This window comes from Streptomyces sp. NPDC127595, assembly GCF_042671685.1.
Lineage (GTDB): Bacteria > Actinomycetota > Actinomycetes > Streptomycetales > Streptomycetaceae > Streptomyces.
Map to the genome: position 1 here is coordinate 16711 of NZ_JBHXWK010000007.1, position 17435 is coordinate 34145.

Genomic DNA, 17435 nt, shown 5'->3' on the forward strand with positions numbered 1-17435 from the left:
CGGTGTGGGTGCGTGGGGGTGGGGGCGGGCGGGGGGGGGGGGGGGGGGGGCGGGGGGGGGGGGGGGTTTTGGGGGGGGGGGGGGGGGGGGGGGGGGGGGGGGGGGAGTTTTTCGCCCCCTCCGCCCCCTGCCCGTCCCTTGCGTCTGGGGGCTCCGCCCCCAGACCCCCGTGTCGCGCTGGACGCGCTCGTCCTCAAACGCCGGACGGGCTAAAGATCTCTCCCCGGCCGGAGCTGAAGAGCGTCGCTCCCGCGGGTGGGTGGGGGATCGGGACGGCACCGCCTCACGGTCGGAGCGGCGCCGGACGGCTGAAAATGCCGCCCCCGCAAGTGGGTGGGGGATCGGGATGGCGCCGCCTCGCGGTCGGAGCGCCGGAGGGGATGAAGGTTTCAGCCCCTCCGGCGGTTGAGAGGTGGATCAGCGTGCGTACCTCATGAGTGCGCGCACCATGTGGCAGGTCGTGTCCGACGGTGGGTGGACGCCGATGAGTTGGGCGGTGAGGCGGATCGTCTCGTTGCGGGCCTGGTTCGGCATGTAGATGCCGGAGTCGAGCAGGGCGATCGCGAGGCGCATCGCCTTGAGGCGGCGGTTGTGGATGACGTACCACTCGCGGGGGCGCCCCGGCGGCAGCGGGCGCTTCTCCACGGGCTCGTACGGCAGGTCCAGCTGGACCGCCCTCTTGGACGTGGACTGGGTGGGCAGCGGCTTCAGTGCGGCAGCGGGCACAGGCATCCTCCTGTCGCGGTCAGGGCACCGCCGGACCCCCCGGCGACCCCCTCGAACACTGCTTCTATTCTACCGCCGAGCACTGACAAAAGCCGCTGGCCACAAGGCACTTGGGGCTGCTGAGGCTCCTGCAGAAGAAGGTGTTTCGCGGAGCTCGTGCGGCGGGTCGATCCGGGCCGGGCGCCAACTCCCGTGTGACCTACGTTACTTCGGTGACTCCTGTAACTGTTGAGTAACTCCGTTCGGCATCTCGTACATAGCGGCGTACGCACCCCCGCACACAGGAGGCCGCCCATGTCGCGCAGGAGAACCCTCAGTACCAAGAAAAAGCTCGCGCTGTTGGTCAGCGCCGCGGCCGTGGCCGGAAGCGGGGCCTTCGCCCTGGCTGCCACCTCGAACGCCGCGTCGGTGCAGAACGCGTCGAGTTCGACGGTCTGCCAGGGACTGGCCACCGCGTTCGGCAACAACGAGAAGTTCATCGCCGACCAACGGGCCGCCCCCGACGCCCAGTCGGAGGCCCGGATCGCCAACCGCGAGGCCGTCCTCGCGCAGATCAAGGTGCAGCAGGAAGCGTCCGGCTGTGCGGTTGGGGAGTCGGCTCAGGACTCCCAGGCCGCCGCGCCTGCCGCCCCCGCCGCTCCCCCGGCCTCGGCTCCCGCGGCGAGCGCCCCCGCCGAGGACACCGGTGGCGAGGCCGACGCCGGCGCCGCCACCGGCGAGCAGGTCTGCAACGGCTCGACCGTCACCCTCTTCTCGGAGGCGGGCGCCCCGGCCGCGTCCAGCGGCGAGTTCCCGGTCGGAACCGAGCTCAGGGTCACGAACCTGGACAACAACAAGTCCACGACCGTGGAGGTCACCTCGGTCTCCGGAAGCTGCGTCCTGCTGAACACCGCGGCCTTCGAACTGGTCCGGGAGCCCGGCAAGTTCGTGATCCGCAACGTCGTTGTCGAGCGCGTGGGCTGACCCACGCCGGCCGCATGAACCGGGCCCTGTCGCCTTCCGGGAAGAGGCGGCAGGGCCCTCATGCATGCGTACCCCGTGCACCACTCGCCAGGGCCCCGCTCGTGCGCACCCCACGTCACATGGCGGGGGCCCCACCCGTGTGCACCCCACATCATGCGCCAGGACCCTCACCCGCGCCCGCCCACCCCGTGCGCGCCCGCAAACCCATCGCATACGAGCCGTGGCACCCCGGGCAGCAGGAAACTCCGTGCGCGACCGCCCGCCAGGGCCGCCGATCGCGGTCGCGAACACCCCCGTCGAGCAGCGCCCGGCATTAGCGGGCACACACAGCTCAGGTAACACGGGGTTCACATTCGAGCAATGATCGGGAAATCGCCTGTTGACAGGCTGACCTGCATATCCGCGGCGCCTCAGTGCCGCAGCGCCGCAGGCAGCACCCGCAGTGCGACTGAAGACCCACCCCGAAGGATGTGGCCCGTGACCTTCAAGGCTGAGTACATCTGGATCGACGGCACCGAGCCGACGGCCAAGCTCCGTTCGAAGACGAAGATACTGGCCGACGACGCCAAGGGTGCCGAGCTGCCGATCTGGGGCTTCGACGGTTCCTCGACGAACCAGGCCGAGGGTCACGCCTCCGACCGCGTACTCAAGCCGGTCGCCACGTACCCGGACCCGATCCGCGGCGGCGACGACGTCCTCGTCCTGTGCGAGGTCCTGAACATCGACCTGACGCCGCACGAGTCCAACACCCGTGCCGCGCTGACCGAGGTGTCCGACAAGTTCGCCGCGCAGGAGTCGATCTTCGGCATCGAGCAGGAGTACACCTTCTTCAAGGGTGCCCGCCCGCTCGGCTTCCCCGAGGGCGGCTTCCCGGCCGCGCAGGGCGGCTACTACTGCGGTGTCGGCTCGGACGAGATCTTCGGCCGTGACATCGTCGAGGCGCACCTGGAGAACTGTCTCAAGGCGGGCCTCGCCATCTCCGGCATCAACGCCGAGGTCATGCCCGGCCAGTGGGAGTTCCAGGTCGGTCCGGTCTCCCCGCTGGAGGTCTCCGACCAGCTGTGGGTGGCCCGCTGGCTGCTCTACCGCACCGCCGAGGACTTCGACGTCTCCGCGACGCTGGACCCCAAGCCGGTGAAGGGCGACTGGAACGGCGCGGGCGCGCACACCAACTTCTCCACCAAGGCGATGCGCGAGGGCTACGACGCGATCATCACCGCGTGCGAGTCGCTGGGTGAGGGCTCCAAGCCCCTCGACCACGTCAAGAACTACGGCGCCGGCATCGACGACCGCCTCACGGGCCTGCACGAGACCGCCCCGTGGAACGAGTACAGCTACGGCGTCTCCAACCGCGGCGCCTCGGTCCGTATCCCCTGGCAGGTCGAGCAGGACGGCAAGGGCTACATCGAGGACCGCCGTCCGAACGCCAACGTCGACCCGTACGTCGTGACGCGGCTGATCGTCGACACCTGCTGCACCGCCCTGGAGAAGGCCGGACAGGTCTGATCCACTCAGCTTTCAGCTGGCTGCTTGTAGCTTGTGCGAAGGGCGTCCACCGTCTTGGTGGGCGCCCTTTCTGCTTTCCCACAGGGGTGCCGTGTCAGTTTCGCAGTGGCGCCACGCCAGGTTTTACAGGGGTGTGACGTCAAGTTCGCGCCAAGGAAGCGTCCGACCGGTGAGAGGAGTCTCCTGCCCGGCGCCCGCTTCTGCTTCAATGGAGGCATGGCCAGCTTCCAGCAGTACACCGCGACGGGTCGCCATGACCTGGAGCCGTTCTGGCCTTCCCGTCAGCATCATGACTTCGACCGGGTGTGTTGTCGCGCGATGAACGCGCGGGCCCTCTAAAGCCGACACCCGGCCTCCGGCCAGCGCGCACGACGTACGTCCTCGACGAGCCCGACCACGAACTCGCGGCCGTCGGTCTTCCCGACGAACTTCCTCGCGCGAAAGAGCTGACCTCTCATGGCTAACACCCGATCCTTCTCCTCCGTCGCGACCTCCCCGGCTGCGACGTCCACCACGTCCGGACGCCACCGACTGCGTGCCGTCGACCGGGACGAGGTGGTGGACGTCACCGACTTCCTGCCGCCGGGTGCCACCTGGCTGCCGGCGCCCCAGCACACCCTGCCGGTGCTGCCGGGTCAGCCGCCGATGATCGGCTACCTGGTCCTCGTACCCGCCGACCAGCAGCCCTTGCTGCCGGTCGCCGTGCCGGACCGGCCCGAGCCGTTCGCCGCCGAGGGCGCCGTCGGCGGTGACAACCCGCTCGTCCGCATCGACACCGTGCAGCGCACCGCCGAGGTCGACGGGCAGCAACTCGACCTCACCTACCTGGAGTTCGAGCTGCTCGCGCACCTCGTCGCGCACCCGCACCGGGTGCACACCCGCGACCAGCTCGTCACCACCGTGTGGGGCTACGGGCACGTGGGCGACGGACGGACCGTCGACGTCCACGTCGCACGGCTGCGGCGCAAGCTCGGCGCGCAGCACCGGCAGACGATCCAGACGGTACGGCGAGTGGGGTACAAGTACGCCCCGCCGACCGGCCGTTGATCCTACGGCCACCCTCCGCGTCCTGACCGCGGATCTTCTGTCGGCAGATTCCCGTTCCGTACCGCCGATCGTCCGGGCAGAGTCCTCCGTATGAGGCTTCTGATGCTGGGTGGTACGGAGTTCGCGGGGCGCGCCGTCGTGGAGGCGGCGCTCGGTCGCGGCTGGGAGGTGACCGTCTTCCACCGGGGCCGGCACGCGCCTCCCGCCGGGGTGCGGTCGTTGCACGGCGACCGCACCGCTCCCGACGGGCTCGCGGCGCTTGCCGACGGTGAGTGGGATGCCGTCGTCGACACCTGGTCGGCCGCGCCGCGGGCCGTGCGGGACACGGCGCGGCTGCTGGCCGGCCGGGTCGGACGCTATGTGTACGTATCCAGCTGCTCCGTGTACGCGTGGCCGCCGCCCGCCGGGTACGGCGAGGACGCAGACCTCGTCGACGGGGCGTCCGCGGACGCCGAGGGGACCGACTACGCGCGGGACAAGCGGGGCGGTGAGCTGGCCGCGCTCGACTCGTTCGGGGCGGAGGAGACGCTGCTGGTGCGGGCCGGGCTGATCCTCGGGCCGTACGAGAACATCGGGCGGCTCCCGTGGTGGCTGAACCGGGTCGCCCGGGGCGGGCCTGTCCTCGCCCCCGGGCCACGGGAGCTCCCTCTCCAGTACGTCGATGTCCGCGATCTCGCCGAGTGGATCCTCGGGGGCGTGGAGCGGGGGCTGGGCGGGGCGTACAACCTGGTCAGTCCGCGGGGGCATACGACGATGGGGGAACTCCTCGACGCGTGCGTCCAGGTCACCGGGGGTGAGGGGGATCTGCGGTGGACCGATGCCGAGGTGATTCTCGGGGCCGGGATCGAGCCGTGGGGGCAGTTGCCGGTGTGGGTGCCGGGTGGGAGCGAGCTTCATGGGGCGCTTCATGGGGTTGGGGTGGCGCGGGCGGTCGGGGCCGGGCTGCGGTGCCGGCCCGTGCGGGAGACCGTCGCCGATACCTGGAGCTGGCTCCAGGGGCTCGGCGGGGTTGCGCCCCTGCGGGCGGACCGGCCTGCGGTGGGGCTTGATCCGGTGGTGGAGGCGAAGGTGCTGGGGGTGTGAGGGGTGGTTTTTCGCCCCCTCCGCCCCTACCCGTCCCTTGCTCCTGGGGGCTGCCGCCCCCAGACCCCCGCAGCGCGCTGAACGCGCTCGTCCTCAAACGCCGGACAGGCTGAGGGGGGTCAGCCCCTCCGGCGTTTGCGGAGCGGGGTCTGGGGCGGAGCCCCAGGGACAAGGGACGGGTGGGGGCGGAGGGCGTGAAGAAACCAAGGGGTGCACTCACCACCACCCCCCGCCCGGGGGCCCGGCCCAGTGACCGGTCACGGCGGGTCCGGAAGACTGAGCGCATGGATATGGAGAGCAGCCAGGTGCGGGGGCGGACGCGGGAAGTTGTCGTGGCGGGGGCGCGCGGGCTTCTGGTCGGTGTGGCCGGGCTTGTCGGGTCGGTGGTGCTGTTCGTGCTGACGGTCGTGTCGATCGTGCTGGTGCCGGTCGGCGTCGGGATCGTCACGACACCATGGGTACTCAGCGGCGTACGCGCCTTCGCGAACTGGCGGCGGGTGGTCGCGGCCCAGTGGTGCGGGGTCCGGATTCCGGCCAGTTACCGGCCGGTGTCCGAGGGCGCCAACCCGTGGGAGCGGTGTTTCCGGATGCTCCGGGACCCGGCGACCTGGCGGGACCTGGCGTGGCTGCCGGTCGACATGACCGCCGGGTTCGTCACCGCGCTGCTGCCGGCCGTCCTGCTGCTCTACCCCCTGGAGGGGTTCGCGCTCGCGCTCGGCCTGTGGCGGGTCCTGGTGGACGCCACCGGCGGCGACTGGTGGTACGGGTTCGTGCCGGTCTCCGGTCAGGGCACGGCGCTCCTCGCGGGAGTACTGGGCCTCGCCCTCCTCGGCACCGCCTACCGCCTCACCCCTCCCCTGCTGCGCGTCCACTTCCTGCTCACCCGGGCGGTGCTCAGCCCGGGCGAGGGCGAACTCGCCGAGCGGGTACGCGTGCTGACCGAGACACGGCGCGACGCGGTCGACACCTCGGCGGCCGAACTCCGGCGTATCGAAAGGGACTTGCACGACGGGGCACAGGCAAGGCTGGTCGCCATGGGGATGGATCTGGGCACCATCGAGGCGCTGGTCGAGAAGGACCCGGCGAAGGCGAAGGAGTTGCTGGCGCAGGCCCGCAGGTCCTCCGCCGACGCGCTCACCGAGCTTCGGGACCTCGTGCGGGGCATCCATCCCCCCGTACTCGCCGAGCGCGGACTCGGCGACGCCGTACGGGCGTTGGCTCTGCGGCTGCCGCTCGCGAGCGAGGTGGAGGTCGAACTCGACGGCCGGCCGGGCGAACCGGTCGAGGCGGCGGCGTACTTCGCCGTCAGCGAGGTGCTGACCAACACGGTCAAGCACTCGGGTGCCGAGCGCGTCTGGGTGGACGTCCATCACGCGGACGGCCTGCTGCGCATCACGGTCACCGACAACGGCACGGGCGGTGCCCGGCTCGACGCGGGCTCCGGGCTCACCGGGGTCGAGCGGCGACTGGGTACATTCGACGGCGTCCTGGCCGTCAGCAGCCCTGCGGGCGGTCCCACCATGGTCACCATGGAGATCCCTTGCGAGTTGTCCTAGCCGAAGACCTGTTCCTGCTGCGTGACGGACTGGTCCGGATGCTCCAGGCGTACGACTTCGAGATCGCCGCGGCGGTGGAGACCGGGCCCGAACTGAGCCGGGCGCTGGCCGAGTTGGAGCCGGACGTCGCGGTGGTCGACGTACGGCTGCCGCCCTCGCACACCGACGAGGGGCTGCAGTGCGCGCTGGAGGCCCGCCGGAACCAGCCCGGGTTGCCGGTGCTCGTCCTTTCGCAGCACGTGGAGCAGTTGTACGCGCGGGAGCTGCTCGCCGACGGCACGGGCGGGGTCGGCTATCTGCTGAAGGACCGGGTGTTCGACGCGGACCAGTTCATCGATGCCGTACGAAGAGTCGCGGGAGGGGGAACGGCCATGGATCCACAGGTCATCCAGCAGCTGCTGTCGCGGCGCTCGACCACCGACCAGCCGCTCGGGCGGCTCACCCCGCGCGAGCGGGAGGTGCTCGAGCTGATGGCGCAGGGGCGCACGAACGCGGCGATCGCGGGTCAACTCGTGGTCACAGAAAGGGCGATCGCCAAACACACCTCCAATATCTTCGCCAAGCTGGGGCTGGAGGTCTCGGATGACGACAACCGGCGCGTACTGGCGGTGCTCGCCTATCTGGACCAAGGGCAGCGTTGACACGTACCGGGGGACTTCGACACGTACAGGGGTTACGTCAACACACCACGTGCGGAAAGCCCGTTGACGCGAGCCGAGGGGCCATTGACACATAGTCAGCAGCGCTGAATATCATTCAGGCCCGTCACCAAACCTGTTTTTCGAGATCAACTGCCGGAGAATCGCGGGGTTCTGTTCCCATTGTGCCGGAATCGGCCTCACGAGGTTCTAAGATTTTCCGAGCTTTCTGAACACCACACCCGCCCCACGCGTATGGAATGGAGCCGCTTCACTCCTGTCGGGCGCCTCGCTGCCCCACAAGGAAGTCAGAGGAGTTCCATGGGACGCAACGTACGTAAACGCCGTTCGCCACTGGTCGTTCGCGCCGTGGCCGCATCCGCGGCCCTCGCGATCGGTGGAGGCGGTCTTGTCTGGGCGAACTTTTACGCCTCGGCTCACGAGGAGAACTCAGGGCAGAACAGCACCAAGGCCACCACCGCTCAGGTGGCCACCATCTACTGCCCGGATGTCGGTCAGCAGCTCACCGATGTGCCCGACCAGGCGCGCGGGGAGGTCGACGGCGAGCTGGCCACGCTGGACCAGCAGATCACCGACGCCTACCAGCGGCTGGCGACCACCCGGGACGCGCAGGCCCAGGACGCGAGCTTCGTCCAGAACTCCGTTCTCCAGCCGCTCAAGGACAACCGAGCGGTGATCATCGACCGGATCCAGCTCGAGATATCCCGCGTCGGCGGCAACGCCCCGGGCTCGCTGGACGGACTCGCCTCCTGCACCGGGGAGGCCGTGGAGCAGCCGCAGACCAACGACGGTCAGACCGGCGACGGCCAGGACCAGAACGGTGGCGACCAGAACGCCGAGAGTCCCGCTCCCGCCGAGCCCGCTCCTCCGGCAGCAGGCGGCGGTCAGGGTGGCAACGGCCCGGTGGCAGCCGACTTCCAGGACATCACCACCGCCCAGGCCGACAACAAAAAGGGCGTGGGCGCGAACGGGCTCGTCGCGAGCGGGAAGACCGGTTCGACGGGCACCTTCACCACGAGGTGCGGCACCAACGGGAACGACAACCACAACACGGACAACGTGATCGTCGCTCCCGGTGTCACCAACGGTGCGCACCACCTGCACGACTACGTCGGCAACCAGAACAACGACGCGTTCGCGAGCGACGCGGACCTGGCGGCGGCCGACACCACCTGCCAGAACCAGGGCGACAAGTCGTCGTACTTCTGGCCGGTGCTGCGTGTGCAGGACGGTACGCAGGACTTCGACCAGAACAACGCCGGAGGCGGCACCGAGGGCAACGTGGGCAAGATCCTCGAACCCGTCGAGGCGCAGCTCAAGTTCTTCGGGAACAAGACCGGCGACGTCGTCGCGATGCCGACGGCCCTGCGCATCATCACCGGTGACGCCAAGGCCTTCATCAATGGCAACGCCAACGCCAACGCCAACTGGAGCTGCACCGGCTTCGAGAACAAGGTGCAGCTGGAGGACAAGTACCCGATCTGCCCCGAGGGCAGCAACGTGGTACGAACGTCCCTCTTCCAGAGCTGCTGGGACGGCCAGAACATCGACAGCGCCAACCACCGCACACACGTGGCGTTCGTCCAGGCCGACGGCACCTGCGCCAACGGTTTCAAGGCGATCCCCCAGCTCCGGGTCCGTCTGGTCTACGACGTGCCGGCTCCGACCATCGAGAACGGTCAGGTCGTGAACGCGTACGCGGTCGACTCCTTCCCGGAGAACCTGCACAAGCCGATCACCGACCACAACGACTTCATCAACTTCTTCGACACGAACACGATGAACAAGGTGGTCAACTGCATCAACACCGGCAAGAAGTGCACGTGAGTGGTAGTGGCTCGCTGAGAAGGTGACCCACTGAGAAAGCCGGTGGCGGGAATTCCCGCCACCGGCTTTCGCTTGCGCCCTCGGTATTCGTCGGTGATCGTGTCGGTGATCGTCCGCGTGGTCAGCCCGTGTGGCCGGCGTGCGAGGTCCCCACCTCCATGGTCCCGCCGAGCTGGCCGCGCAGCGCGTTGACCACCTTCTCCTCGCCGACGGCGACCCACTTGCGGCCGACGAGGTAGAACCCGCCGTAGTCCTTGGCTCCGTTGATCCACTCGCGCTGGCCGCGGTCGGTGGCGAAGGTCGCGAGGATGAACTGGCCGTCGGTGTTCTTGCAGGTGGCCTGGCGGATCTCGTCGGCGTCCGTCTGGAGCTCGGGAGAGCAGCCCGCCTCACTCGCGATGTGCTCCAGGCTGCCGGTCGCGGTGACGGGCACCGCGGCGGCCGTGTCCGAGGTGTCCTCGGCCGCGCAGCCCGTGAGCGCCAGCACCGCCACGGCTCCGGCCACCGTGAGCTTCGGTCGCGTCAACCTCATACCTACGTACCTCCGGTCTGTGTCGGCGCCCATACCGCCGGGAGCCCCGTCGAACGAGGGCCCTTGCCCTGGATACGGCTCCCAGGGGCCCAGCGCTCAATCAGCGGCCCCCGGTCGGCCTCAATGGGCACACCCGTGCGAGGGTGAGCCCGTGAACGAAGACTGGGAAGAGCGTACGGCGGCGGCGTGGGCCACGTTCGACGACTATGACGAAGCCGACGCGGCGGATTTCCGGGCGGTGATCGACAAGCTGATCGGCGAGCTGCCCGCGGCCAGTCCGCTCGGCCCGTTCGAGCAGGCCTGCGCCTGGGACTCGACGGGCCACTCGGACAAGGCCGTACCGCTGTACCGGGAGGCGCTGGCCCGCGGCCTGCGCGGCTACCGGGGGCGCCGTACCAAGATCCAGCTCGCCAGTTCCCTGCGCAACCTCGGGAAGCCGGAGGAGGGCCTGGAGCTTCTCGGTCCGGAACTCGAAGCCCCCTCGGACGAGTTGGACGACGCGGTACGCGCCTGTCTCGCCCTCTGTCTGGCCGACCTGGGCCGCGAACGCGAGGGCCTCGCCCTGGTGATCGGCGCTCTCGCACCCCATCTGCCGCGCTACCAGCGGTCGATGGCGAACTACGCGAGGCTCCTGGTCGAACCCGAGTAGCGCGTGACAGGTGACAGGTGACAGCTGGCGAGTGACAGGTGGCGGGTCACGGGTCACGGGTGACCATCCGACGGCTCGCTCGTTTTTCGCTGTGTGCAGTCACAGGATGTAGCCCCGCGCTCCGCACCCTCCTCAGCCCCGGTCGTCGATGTCGAGCAGGCCGAGGCGGCGCTCGTCGAGCACTATCCGCGGCTGGTCCGGCTCGCCTATCTGGTGCTGCCGCCCAGCCTCGGCCGCAACCGCCGGGTGCTGACCGCGCACGCCCTCACCCAGCGCGCGCTGCCCCGGAGCCGCACGTCCGGTGACGCGACGGTCATCCCGGCCCAGCAGACGGGCGGCGGCCGTGACGGCGACCCCGGCTACGCCTTCGTACGCCTCCAAGTGGTGCGTACGGCGTTGGAGGCAGGCCTGCCGCTGACTCTGCGGGCGTGGCCCAAGCGGTCCCAGCTTCCGCCGCTGCTGCCCCAGGTGTGGGGCCTCAGGCTCTTCCCGCGGTCGGGCGGCGCCGACGAACTCGCCCTGGACCAGCGGTTGTCCGCGCTCTCCGGGCCGGCCCGTGCCGCGTATGTGCTGCGCGGGCTGGAGAAACTGTCCGAGGCGGACGTACGGAAGGTGCTGACGGCGGCGGGTGTCGAGGACCCGGGCGGGGCACTCGCGGTGGCCGCGGGTGTGGAGGCGCACGACGCTCTGCTCGGCTCTGCCGAGTTCGACCCCTGTTCGCTGCATGCCCGGCCCACCGACCTGATGCGGCGCAGGCAGCACGTCAAGGCCGCGATCGCCGCCACCGCGGCCGTCGTGGTGTGCGGTGCGCTGCTCGGTCTGCCCGGCGACGGGTGGGGTCCGGACGGGGCCGCGGCGCCGCCGTACGCGCAGAACCCGGCGGCCCAGGCCGCGCTGGATCCGGCGCAGCTCACGAAGGTGGCAGCGGGGGCCTGGCAGTCCTCCGCGCGTACCGACTTCTCCGTGTGGCCCGCCCGCGGAACCCTCACCGGGGACAGCGCGCTGCTGCGGCGGGCGCTCGCCGTGTGGGCGCGGCCCGGCGAGTCCGTGGCGGTCTCGGCGACCCCCGGTACCCCGTCCGGCGCCCCGCCCGGGCCGCCGCAGCTCCTGTACGCGGGTGAGGTGGACCAGGCCCGTGTCGTGCTGCTCTACGACGGTCTGCGCATCGCGCGGTACGCCGAGCCGACCGACGGCACGAGCGGCGCGGCCCTCGACTTCGCGCGGGTCGACAGCGCGAAGGGGGCGGAGGCGGAGGCGGTGGTCCTCGGCCGGACCGACGGCAACGTCCGCTATCTGACGGCCCCTTGGGTAACCAAGGCTACCGAGCGGGACCTGATGAAGCCGTCCTCCGGCGCGATGGACCTCACACTCTCGGCCGACGGTGTCACCTCCCCGCTGGCCAGCCCGGCCCAGCGGTCCGGCGCGTGCACCTCGTGGAACGTGCTGGAGCTGACGGACAACTCGGGCACCCGTCTGCTGACCGACCTCGGCGAGCTGACGCCTGCGCACCTCACCTCGGGACAGCCCTCGTCCCCCGGCGAGGCGTCCGGCGCCGAAGCGCTGCGGAACTGGGCGCCGTTCGCCTGCTCGCTGGCCTCCGTGCGCTCGCAGGGTGTGCGGTCGGTGAACGCCTGGCAGTACGCGCGGCAGGAACTGCCCGACTCCGGCGGCAGCGCCACCTGGATGTGCACGCGGGCCGACACCTGGCGGGGCGGCGGCACACGCGTGCTCGCGCAGTTCCAGACGCCCGGCGGGACGTACGGCGCGGTCGCGGCGAAGGCCGAGAACTCGCCCGCGTGCGGCTCCCGCGACCCGCATGTGCTGGCAGGCGTGCTGTGGAAGTCGGGCACGGGAAGCTGGTATCTCCTCGCGGCCGGGAGCAGGGACACGGCGTCGGTCGGCGCGACCGGCGGGGTCACCGGGTCGGCACAGGGCGCCCTGCTCGCCGTACGGACGAAGCAGGGAGCGCAGGCGGAGCTGAAGGGGAGCCTGGAGGACGGGCGGGAGATCAGCGGGCTGCGCTAGGCCCTGTCTGGACCTGGACCCTCGCTGACACTTGCGTCAACAAGTCGCTGCGCGGGGGTTCTCCCCGCACTTACCCGTCAGTACATTGACGGCATGTCTAACACGCGTGCTCGGCTGCCCGAACCGGTCGACTCCGAGCGGATACCCCTCAAGGCGCGGAAGGTGTCGTTCTCCTGGGAGGACACGCCCCTGCACTGGGTGCCGGGCGATCCGTTCGCCACGCACACCATCAATGTGCTGCATCTGCTGCTGCCGGCCGGTGAGCGCTGGTTCGTGCATGTGTACAAGCAGGTGCTGTCCTATATCCGGGACGAGCGGCTGCGCGAGGACGTCATCGGGTTCATCGGCCAGGAGGCCATGCACGCGCAGGCGCACGACGAGGTGCTCCCCCACCTCAGGGAGCTCGGGCTCGACCCGACGCCGTACACCGCCCAGGTGGACTGGCTCTTCGAGAAGCTGCTCGGCGACCGCACGCTGCCGCCGGGGAAGGCCCGCAAGTGGTGGCTGATGGAGCGGGTCGCGATCATCGCGGCGATCGAGCACTACACCGCGTTCCTCGGCAACTGGGTGCTGAACGCGGAGGAGTTGGACCGGCGGGGGGCCGATCCGACCATGCTGGATCTGCTGCGCTGGCACGGCGCGGAGGAGGTCGAGCACCGGTCCGTGGCGTTCGAGCTGTTCCTGCATGTCGACGGAAGCTACGGGCGTCGCGCGCGGACCTGGGCGACCGCGTTCACGGCCCTGGTCTTCCTGTGGCAGCGCGGGGCGCGGTTCTTCATGGAGAACGATCCGACGCTCACGGCGGGCCGGGCGAGCTTCCAGGACTTCCGCCGGGCCGGGAAGGCGGGGGTGCTGCCGTCGACCGGGGACATGCTCAAGTCGATTCCGCGCTATCTCAGCCGGGCCTATCACCCGTCCCAGGAGGGGTCGACCGAGCAGGCCGTGGCCTATCTCGCCGCCTCACCCGCGGCGACGGCCGCGGAGAAGGCGACAGAGAGGGGCATGGTCTGATGCCCGGGCTGCGGACCTTCGTGGCCGTCGCCGGTACGGCCCTGCTCGTCAGGCGTGCGATGCGCCGCCGGATCGAGGCCTCGCCGCTGTGGCCGCTGCCCGCGCTGGAGAACCCGGTCTCCGGCCGGCCGCGCTCCCGGGCGCTGCGGCTGTCGGTCGCCCGGCATGAACGGGTCGCCGACGGTGTCGCACAACTGCGCCTGGAAGGGCGGGACTTGCCGCGCTGGGAGCCGGGTGCGCATCTCGACTTGGTGCTGCCCTCGGGGCTGGTACGGCAGTACTCGCTGTGCGGGGACCCGGAGGACACCTCGTCGTACACCGTCGCGACACGGCTCGTGGGCGAGACGGCGGGCGGGCGCGGAGGTTCGCGCGAGGTGCACGAGGGGCTCCGGGAGGGCATGGAGGTCGAGGTGCGCGGGCCGCGCAACCGCTTCCCGCTCGTCGCCGCTCCCGCATACGTCTTCGTGGCCGGCGGTATCGGGATCACGCCCGTCCTGCCGATGCTGCGCTCGCTCCAACAGGGCGCCGAATGGCGGCTGTTGTACTGCGGGCGTACGCGGGCCTCGATGCCGTTCCTGGAGGAGATCGGGAAGCTGCGGGGCGGGCAGGTCACCGTTGTCGCCGCGGACGAGGACGGACTGCCGGACCTCGACGCACTGTTGGCCGATGTTCCCGAAGGCGCGGCGGTCTACTGCTGCGGTCCGGAGGGGCTGATGGCCGCGGTCGAGGCCCGGCTCCCGGCCGGGGCGACGCTGTATCTGGAGCGGTTCGCACCGCGCACGTCGAGCGAGGGGAACACCGCCTTCGAAGTCGAACTGCGCCGCAGCGGACGTACGTTGACCGTATCCGCCGACTCCAGCGTGCTCGCCGCGGTCCGCGCGGAGCTGCCGAACACCCCGTACTCCTGTGCGCAGGGATTCTGCGGAACCTGCCAACAGCGGGTGCTGGAAGGGGAGATCGAGCACCGGGACGAACTACTGACAGACGCGGAGCGTAGTGACTCGATGCTGATCTGTGTGTCGCGGGCGCGCGGTGAGAGGATCGTCCTGGATATGTGAACCGCCGTGGCCGGACGGGGCCGTTCCAGGCCGGATCCGATCGGTAAGGTGTTCGTATGACAACCGGGGTACGCCGCAGGATGGGTGTCGATGAACGGCGGCAGCAGCTGATCGGCGTCGCCCTCGAACTCTTCAGCAGACGCTCGCCCGACGAGGTCTCCATCGACGAGATAGCGGCGGCCGCGGGTATCTCGCGACCGCTGGTCTACCACTACTTTCCCGGCAAACTCAGCCTGTACGAGGCCGCGTTGCAGCGCGCCTCGGACGATCTCGCGGGACGGTTCGTGGTCCCCGAGGAGGGCTCGCTGGGGTCGCGGCTGCTGCGGGTGATGGGCCGGTTCTTCGACTTCGTCGACGACCACGGGCCCGGTTTCGCGGCGCTGATGCGGGGCGGCCCGGCGGTCGGTTCGTCCACCACCAACGCCCTGGTCGACGGAGTACGGCAGGCCGCATACCTCCAGATCCTCTCGCACATGAATGTCCAGAACCCGCCCGCCCGGCTGGAGTTGGTCATCCGCTCCTGGATCTCGCTCGTCGAGTCGACGGCGCTGATCTGGCTGGACGGACGGCGCATCCCGCGCGGCGAGCTGGAGCGGCAGCTCGTGCACGACTTCGCGGCGCTGGCGGCCGTGAGCGCCGCGTACGACGAGGAGTTGAGCGAGCTGCTGCGCCGGTCGCTCAAGAACGAGCCGGGCGACGGGCCGTTCAGCGACCTCGTCGTCCGGCTGATCGCGCTGGCGTCGCCGCCGGCGTCGTAGAAACCACGCGTACTACTTCTCGAACCTGGCGTACGACGGGTCGAGGTCGCGTACCTCCGCGGACGCGTGCAGGGTGAGTCCGTCGGTGGGCTTGATGTGTGCGCTCAGTACTTCCAGGACGGCCGCCGTGAGCGCGGCCTTGGTCTCTTCGGTGCGGCCCGGGAGCAGGGCGAGCGTGATGTGCACGACGGCGTGTCCGTCCGCCTCGGCTCCCACCACGTTGTCCTCGGTCGGCAGGAACCGTGTCTTGCATGCTTCGATGCGCGCGGCCGCCGTCTCGACGACCACCGGGTGCAGCGCGAGTGCGAAGCCGGGCCGGTCGAAGGTGACGTCGAGCGACTCGGAGTATTCGACGGTGATCTGCGGCATGGGCACTCCTGTTCTACGGCTGTCCCGATCACCCTAGTCGCAGCGCGAGGAGCGCGATGTCGTCCTCCCGGTCCCGGCCGAAGTGGTCCAGGAGTGTGTCGCACAGGGCGTCCAGGCCGGGCAGGGCGCCGGAGGCGGCCGCGCGGAGCTGCTCCATCGAGACCGAGAGGTCCGTGCCCCGGGTCTCGATCAGGCCGTCGGTGACCATGAGGAGCCGGTCGGTGGGTTCGAGGAACAGCTCGGTGGGCAGCGGGTGGGGCAGGCCCACACCGAGCAGTGGTCCGGCGGCCTTGGCGTAGTCGGCGCTGCCGCTGTCCCGGATGATCAGCGGCGGGATGTGGCCGGCGTTGGCGATGCGGGTGCGGCCGGTGGCGGGGTCGGTCAGGGTCAGGCAGACGGTGGCCGTGACGTCGGGGTGGTAGCGCCGGAGCATCCGGTCGAGGCGCTCGGCGAGCACGGCCGGGTCGCTCTCGTCGACGCAGTAGGCGCGCAGCGCGTGCCGGATCTCGACCATGACGGTGGCCGCTTCCAGCGAGTGCCCGACGACGTCGCCGACCGCGGCGAGCACGCCGTCGTCGGTGCGCAGGGCGGCGTAGAAGTCGCCGCCGATCTCGGTCTCGTGGGACGCGGGCACGTACCGGACGACGACGTCGAGGCCCGGCAGTTCGGGCAGCCGGTGCGGCTGGGGCAGGAAGCTGCGCTGGAGGGTGAGGGCGACGTGCCGTTCCACCTGGTACATGAGCAGCGGTTCGGCGGCGAGCGCGGTGGCCTCGGCGAGGCGGGCCACCAGGGCCTCGCCCTCGGGGGTCACCCGGCGCACCCCGCGGGTGGGTGTGGCGAGGCAGACCGCGGCCCGGCCGTCCTGGACGGGGATCAGCGCCAGGCGGGCGTCGTGCTGCACTTCCGGCCGGAAGAACCCGGCGGGCCACAGCGGCGCGGGCACCGTGGTGATCCGCACCCCGGCCTGTCCGCGGGTGAGCCGCCGGAGCAGTGCGGCCACGGTCCGGTGGGCGCCCTCGTCGGGCATCGCGAGCGAGGTGCGGTCGCGTGAGGTGGCGCGGTAGAGCTGGTCGTCGGGGCCGAGGACGAAGACGGCCGCGGGCCCCCCGGTGAGCCGCGCGGTGCCTTCGGCGGCGGCGTCGGCGAGTTCCTGCGGGGAGCGCGCCGTCTGGATCGCGACGATCGTCTCCGCCAGCCGCGACAGCCGCCGGGCCAGCGCCTGATCGTCGGCTCGCAGCCGCGCGGCGCGCACCGCGGCCCGGATCACCGCGTCGACCTCCTCGGGCTCGGCGGGCACCGTCAGATACGCCTCGCCGCCCGCGTCAAGGCCCTGGCCGCGGTCACCCGGCGCCACGGCGGCAGCCGAGAAGTGCACGACGGGCAGCCCGCCCATGTGCGGCCGGGCCTTGAGCCTGCGGCACAGTTCGAAACCGCTCATGTCCGGCAGGTGGACATCGATGAGCGCCACGTCGGGCAGGGTGCCCTTGCGCAGCCGTACGTCGAGTTCGACGAGGGCGTCATGGCCGGTGCCGGCCGTGACGACCTGGTAACCGGCGCGGCGCAGCATGGCGCCCATGGCGTACCTGCTGGCCGCCACGTCGTCCACGACCAGCACGGTCGTGTCTGTCCGCTTGCCGTTGACGTCCATCTGCCAGCCCCTGGACAC

At 70.6% G+C, this 17435-nt stretch carries 17 protein-coding genes; 12 read left to right on the forward strand and 5 right to left on the reverse strand.

Annotated elements, in window-relative coordinates:
• Nucleotides 1–417: 417 nt before the first annotated feature.
• Nucleotides 418–726: a hypothetical protein gene (locus ACFVKT_RS22790; RefSeq protein WP_385734276.1), complete on the reverse strand. Its 309-nt coding sequence runs from the start codon at nucleotides 724–726 to the stop codon at nucleotides 418–420.
• A 294-nt stretch (nucleotides 727–1020) separates the two neighbouring features.
• Between ACFVKT_RS22790 and ACFVKT_RS22795 the strand changes: the two genes are divergently transcribed.
• Both ACFVKT_RS22795 and glnII read left to right on the forward strand, forming a co-directional pair.
• A complete protein-coding gene (locus ACFVKT_RS22795) occupies nucleotides 1021–1689 on the forward strand; it encodes a hypothetical protein (protein WP_385734278.1) in 669 nt (222 codons plus the stop codon).
• A 477-nt stretch (nucleotides 1690–2166) separates the two neighbouring features.
• Nucleotides 2167–3195 (forward strand): glutamine synthetase, encoded by a 1029-nt coding sequence (gene glnII, locus ACFVKT_RS22800; protein ID WP_385734280.1) that lies wholly within the window; start codon nucleotides 2167–2169, stop codon nucleotides 3193–3195.
• A 335-nt stretch (nucleotides 3196–3530) separates the two neighbouring features.
• Here the strand turns inward: glnII and ACFVKT_RS22805 are convergent, their stop codons facing one another.
• On the reverse strand, nucleotides 3531–3653 hold the full coding sequence (locus ACFVKT_RS22805; protein ID WP_385734282.1) for a hypothetical protein: 123 nt from the start codon (nucleotides 3651–3653) through the stop codon (nucleotides 3531–3533).
• Between ACFVKT_RS22805 and ACFVKT_RS22810 the strand changes: the two genes are divergently transcribed.
• The 5 genes from ACFVKT_RS22810 to ACFVKT_RS22830 all read left to right on the forward strand — a co-directional run bounded on the left by ACFVKT_RS22810 (nucleotide 3652) and on the right by ACFVKT_RS22830 (nucleotide 9367).
• Nucleotides 3652–4242 carry a winged helix-turn-helix domain-containing protein gene (locus ACFVKT_RS22810; RefSeq protein ID WP_385734284.1) on the forward strand — a complete coding sequence of 197 codons (591 nt, stop codon included), beginning with the start codon at nucleotides 3652–3654 and terminating at the stop codon, nucleotides 4240–4242. The genes ACFVKT_RS22805 and ACFVKT_RS22810 overlap by 2 nt on opposite strands.
• 90 nt (nucleotides 4243–4332) lie before the next feature.
• Nucleotides 4333–5325: an NAD-dependent epimerase/dehydratase family protein gene (locus ACFVKT_RS22815; protein ID WP_385734286.1), complete on the forward strand. Its 993-nt coding sequence runs from the start codon at nucleotides 4333–4335 to the stop codon at nucleotides 5323–5325.
• Nucleotides 5326–5609: 284 nt separating this feature from the next.
• A complete protein-coding gene (locus ACFVKT_RS22820) occupies nucleotides 5610–6881 on the forward strand; it encodes a sensor histidine kinase (protein ID WP_385734288.1) in 1272 nt (423 codons plus the stop codon).
• Nucleotides 6866–7522 (forward strand): LuxR C-terminal-related transcriptional regulator, encoded by a 657-nt coding sequence (locus ACFVKT_RS22825; protein WP_385734290.1) that lies wholly within the window; start codon nucleotides 6866–6868, stop codon nucleotides 7520–7522. Before ACFVKT_RS22820 ends, ACFVKT_RS22825 begins: the two co-directional genes overlap by 16 nt.
• Nucleotides 7523–7840: 318 nt before the next feature.
• Nucleotides 7841–9367 carry a DUF1996 domain-containing protein gene (locus ACFVKT_RS22830; protein WP_385734292.1) on the forward strand — a complete coding sequence of 509 codons (1527 nt, stop codon included), beginning with the start codon at nucleotides 7841–7843 and terminating at the stop codon, nucleotides 9365–9367.
• Nucleotides 9368–9488: 121 nt separating this feature from the next.
• On the opposite strand, the gene ACFVKT_RS22835 is transcribed toward ACFVKT_RS22830, so the two are convergent.
• On the reverse strand, nucleotides 9489–9899 hold the full coding sequence (locus ACFVKT_RS22835) for a hypothetical protein (RefSeq protein ID WP_385734293.1): 411 nt from the start codon (nucleotides 9897–9899) through the stop codon (nucleotides 9489–9491).
• A gap of 151 nt (nucleotides 9900–10050) precedes the next feature.
• Here ACFVKT_RS22835 and ACFVKT_RS22840 point away from each other — a divergent pair, with 151 nt between their 5' ends.
• The 5 genes from ACFVKT_RS22840 to ACFVKT_RS22860 all read left to right on the forward strand — a co-directional run bounded on the left by ACFVKT_RS22840 (nucleotide 10051) and on the right by ACFVKT_RS22860 (nucleotide 15400).
• Nucleotides 10051–10548 (forward strand): tetratricopeptide repeat protein, encoded by a 498-nt coding sequence (locus ACFVKT_RS22840; RefSeq protein ID WP_385734295.1) that lies wholly within the window; start codon nucleotides 10051–10053, stop codon nucleotides 10546–10548.
• Between the two features lie 93 nt (nucleotides 10549–10641).
• On the forward strand, nucleotides 10642–12573 hold the full coding sequence (locus ACFVKT_RS22845) for a hypothetical protein (RefSeq protein ID WP_385734297.1): 1932 nt from the start codon (nucleotides 10642–10644) through the stop codon (nucleotides 12571–12573).
• A 93-nt stretch (nucleotides 12574–12666) separates the two neighbouring features.
• Complete coding sequence (locus ACFVKT_RS22850) at nucleotides 12667–13584, forward strand: metal-dependent hydrolase (protein WP_385734298.1); 918 nt, start codon at nucleotides 12667–12669, stop codon at nucleotides 13582–13584.
• Complete coding sequence (locus ACFVKT_RS22855) at nucleotides 13584–14642, forward strand: PDR/VanB family oxidoreductase (protein WP_385734300.1); 1059 nt, start codon at nucleotides 13584–13586, stop codon at nucleotides 14640–14642. Before ACFVKT_RS22850 ends, ACFVKT_RS22855 begins: the two co-directional genes overlap by 1 nt.
• 56 nt (nucleotides 14643–14698) lie before the next feature.
• Nucleotides 14699–15400: a TetR/AcrR family transcriptional regulator gene (locus tag ACFVKT_RS22860; protein WP_385734302.1), complete on the forward strand. Its 702-nt coding sequence runs from the start codon at nucleotides 14699–14701 to the stop codon at nucleotides 15398–15400.
• A 12-nt stretch (nucleotides 15401–15412) separates the two neighbouring features.
• Here the strand turns inward: ACFVKT_RS22860 and ACFVKT_RS22865 are convergent, their stop codons facing one another.
• Complete coding sequence (locus ACFVKT_RS22865; RefSeq protein ID WP_385734304.1) at nucleotides 15413–15769, reverse strand: 5-carboxymethyl-2-hydroxymuconate Delta-isomerase; 357 nt, start codon at nucleotides 15767–15769, stop codon at nucleotides 15413–15415.
• 28 nt (nucleotides 15770–15797) lie between these two features.
• Nucleotides 15798–17417 carry a SpoIIE family protein phosphatase gene (locus tag ACFVKT_RS22870; RefSeq protein ID WP_385734306.1) on the reverse strand — a complete coding sequence of 540 codons (1620 nt, stop codon included), beginning with the start codon at nucleotides 17415–17417 and terminating at the stop codon, nucleotides 15798–15800.
• Nucleotides 17418–17435 lie beyond the last annotated feature (18 nt).

Coding starts and splice junctions, on each gene's coding strand:
- ACFVKT_RS22795 (WP_385734278.1), top strand. CDS start 1,021: ATGTCGCGCAGGAGAACCCTCAGTACCAAGAAAAAGCTCGCGCTGTTG.
- ACFVKT_RS22810 (WP_385734284.1), top strand. CDS start 3,652: ATGGCTAACACCCGATCCTTCTCCTCCGTCGCGACCTCCCCGGCTGCG.
- ACFVKT_RS22805 (WP_385734282.1), bottom strand. CDS start 3,653: ATGAGAGGTCAGCTCTTTCGCGCGAGGAAGTTCGTCGGGAAGACCGAC.
- ACFVKT_RS22815 (WP_385734286.1), top strand. CDS start 4,333: ATGAGGCTTCTGATGCTGGGTGGTACGGAGTTCGCGGGGCGCGCCGTC.
- ACFVKT_RS22820 (WP_385734288.1), top strand. CDS start 5,610: ATGGATATGGAGAGCAGCCAGGTGCGGGGGCGGACGCGGGAAGTTGTC.
- ACFVKT_RS22830 (WP_385734292.1), top strand. CDS start 7,841: ATGGGACGCAACGTACGTAAACGCCGTTCGCCACTGGTCGTTCGCGCC.
- ACFVKT_RS22835 (WP_385734293.1), bottom strand. CDS start 9,899: ATGAGGTTGACGCGACCGAAGCTCACGGTGGCCGGAGCCGTGGCGGTG.
- ACFVKT_RS22850 (WP_385734298.1), top strand. CDS start 12,667: ATGTCTAACACGCGTGCTCGGCTGCCCGAACCGGTCGACTCCGAGCGG.
- ACFVKT_RS22855 (WP_385734300.1), top strand. CDS start 13,584: ATGCCCGGGCTGCGGACCTTCGTGGCCGTCGCCGGTACGGCCCTGCTC.
- ACFVKT_RS22860 (WP_385734302.1), top strand. CDS start 14,699: ATGACAACCGGGGTACGCCGCAGGATGGGTGTCGATGAACGGCGGCAG.
- ACFVKT_RS22865 (WP_385734304.1), bottom strand. CDS start 15,769: ATGCCGCAGATCACCGTCGAATACTCCGAGTCGCTCGACGTCACCTTC.
- ACFVKT_RS22870 (WP_385734306.1), bottom strand. CDS start 17,417: ATGGACGTCAACGGCAAGCGGACAGACACGACCGTGCTGGTCGTGGAC.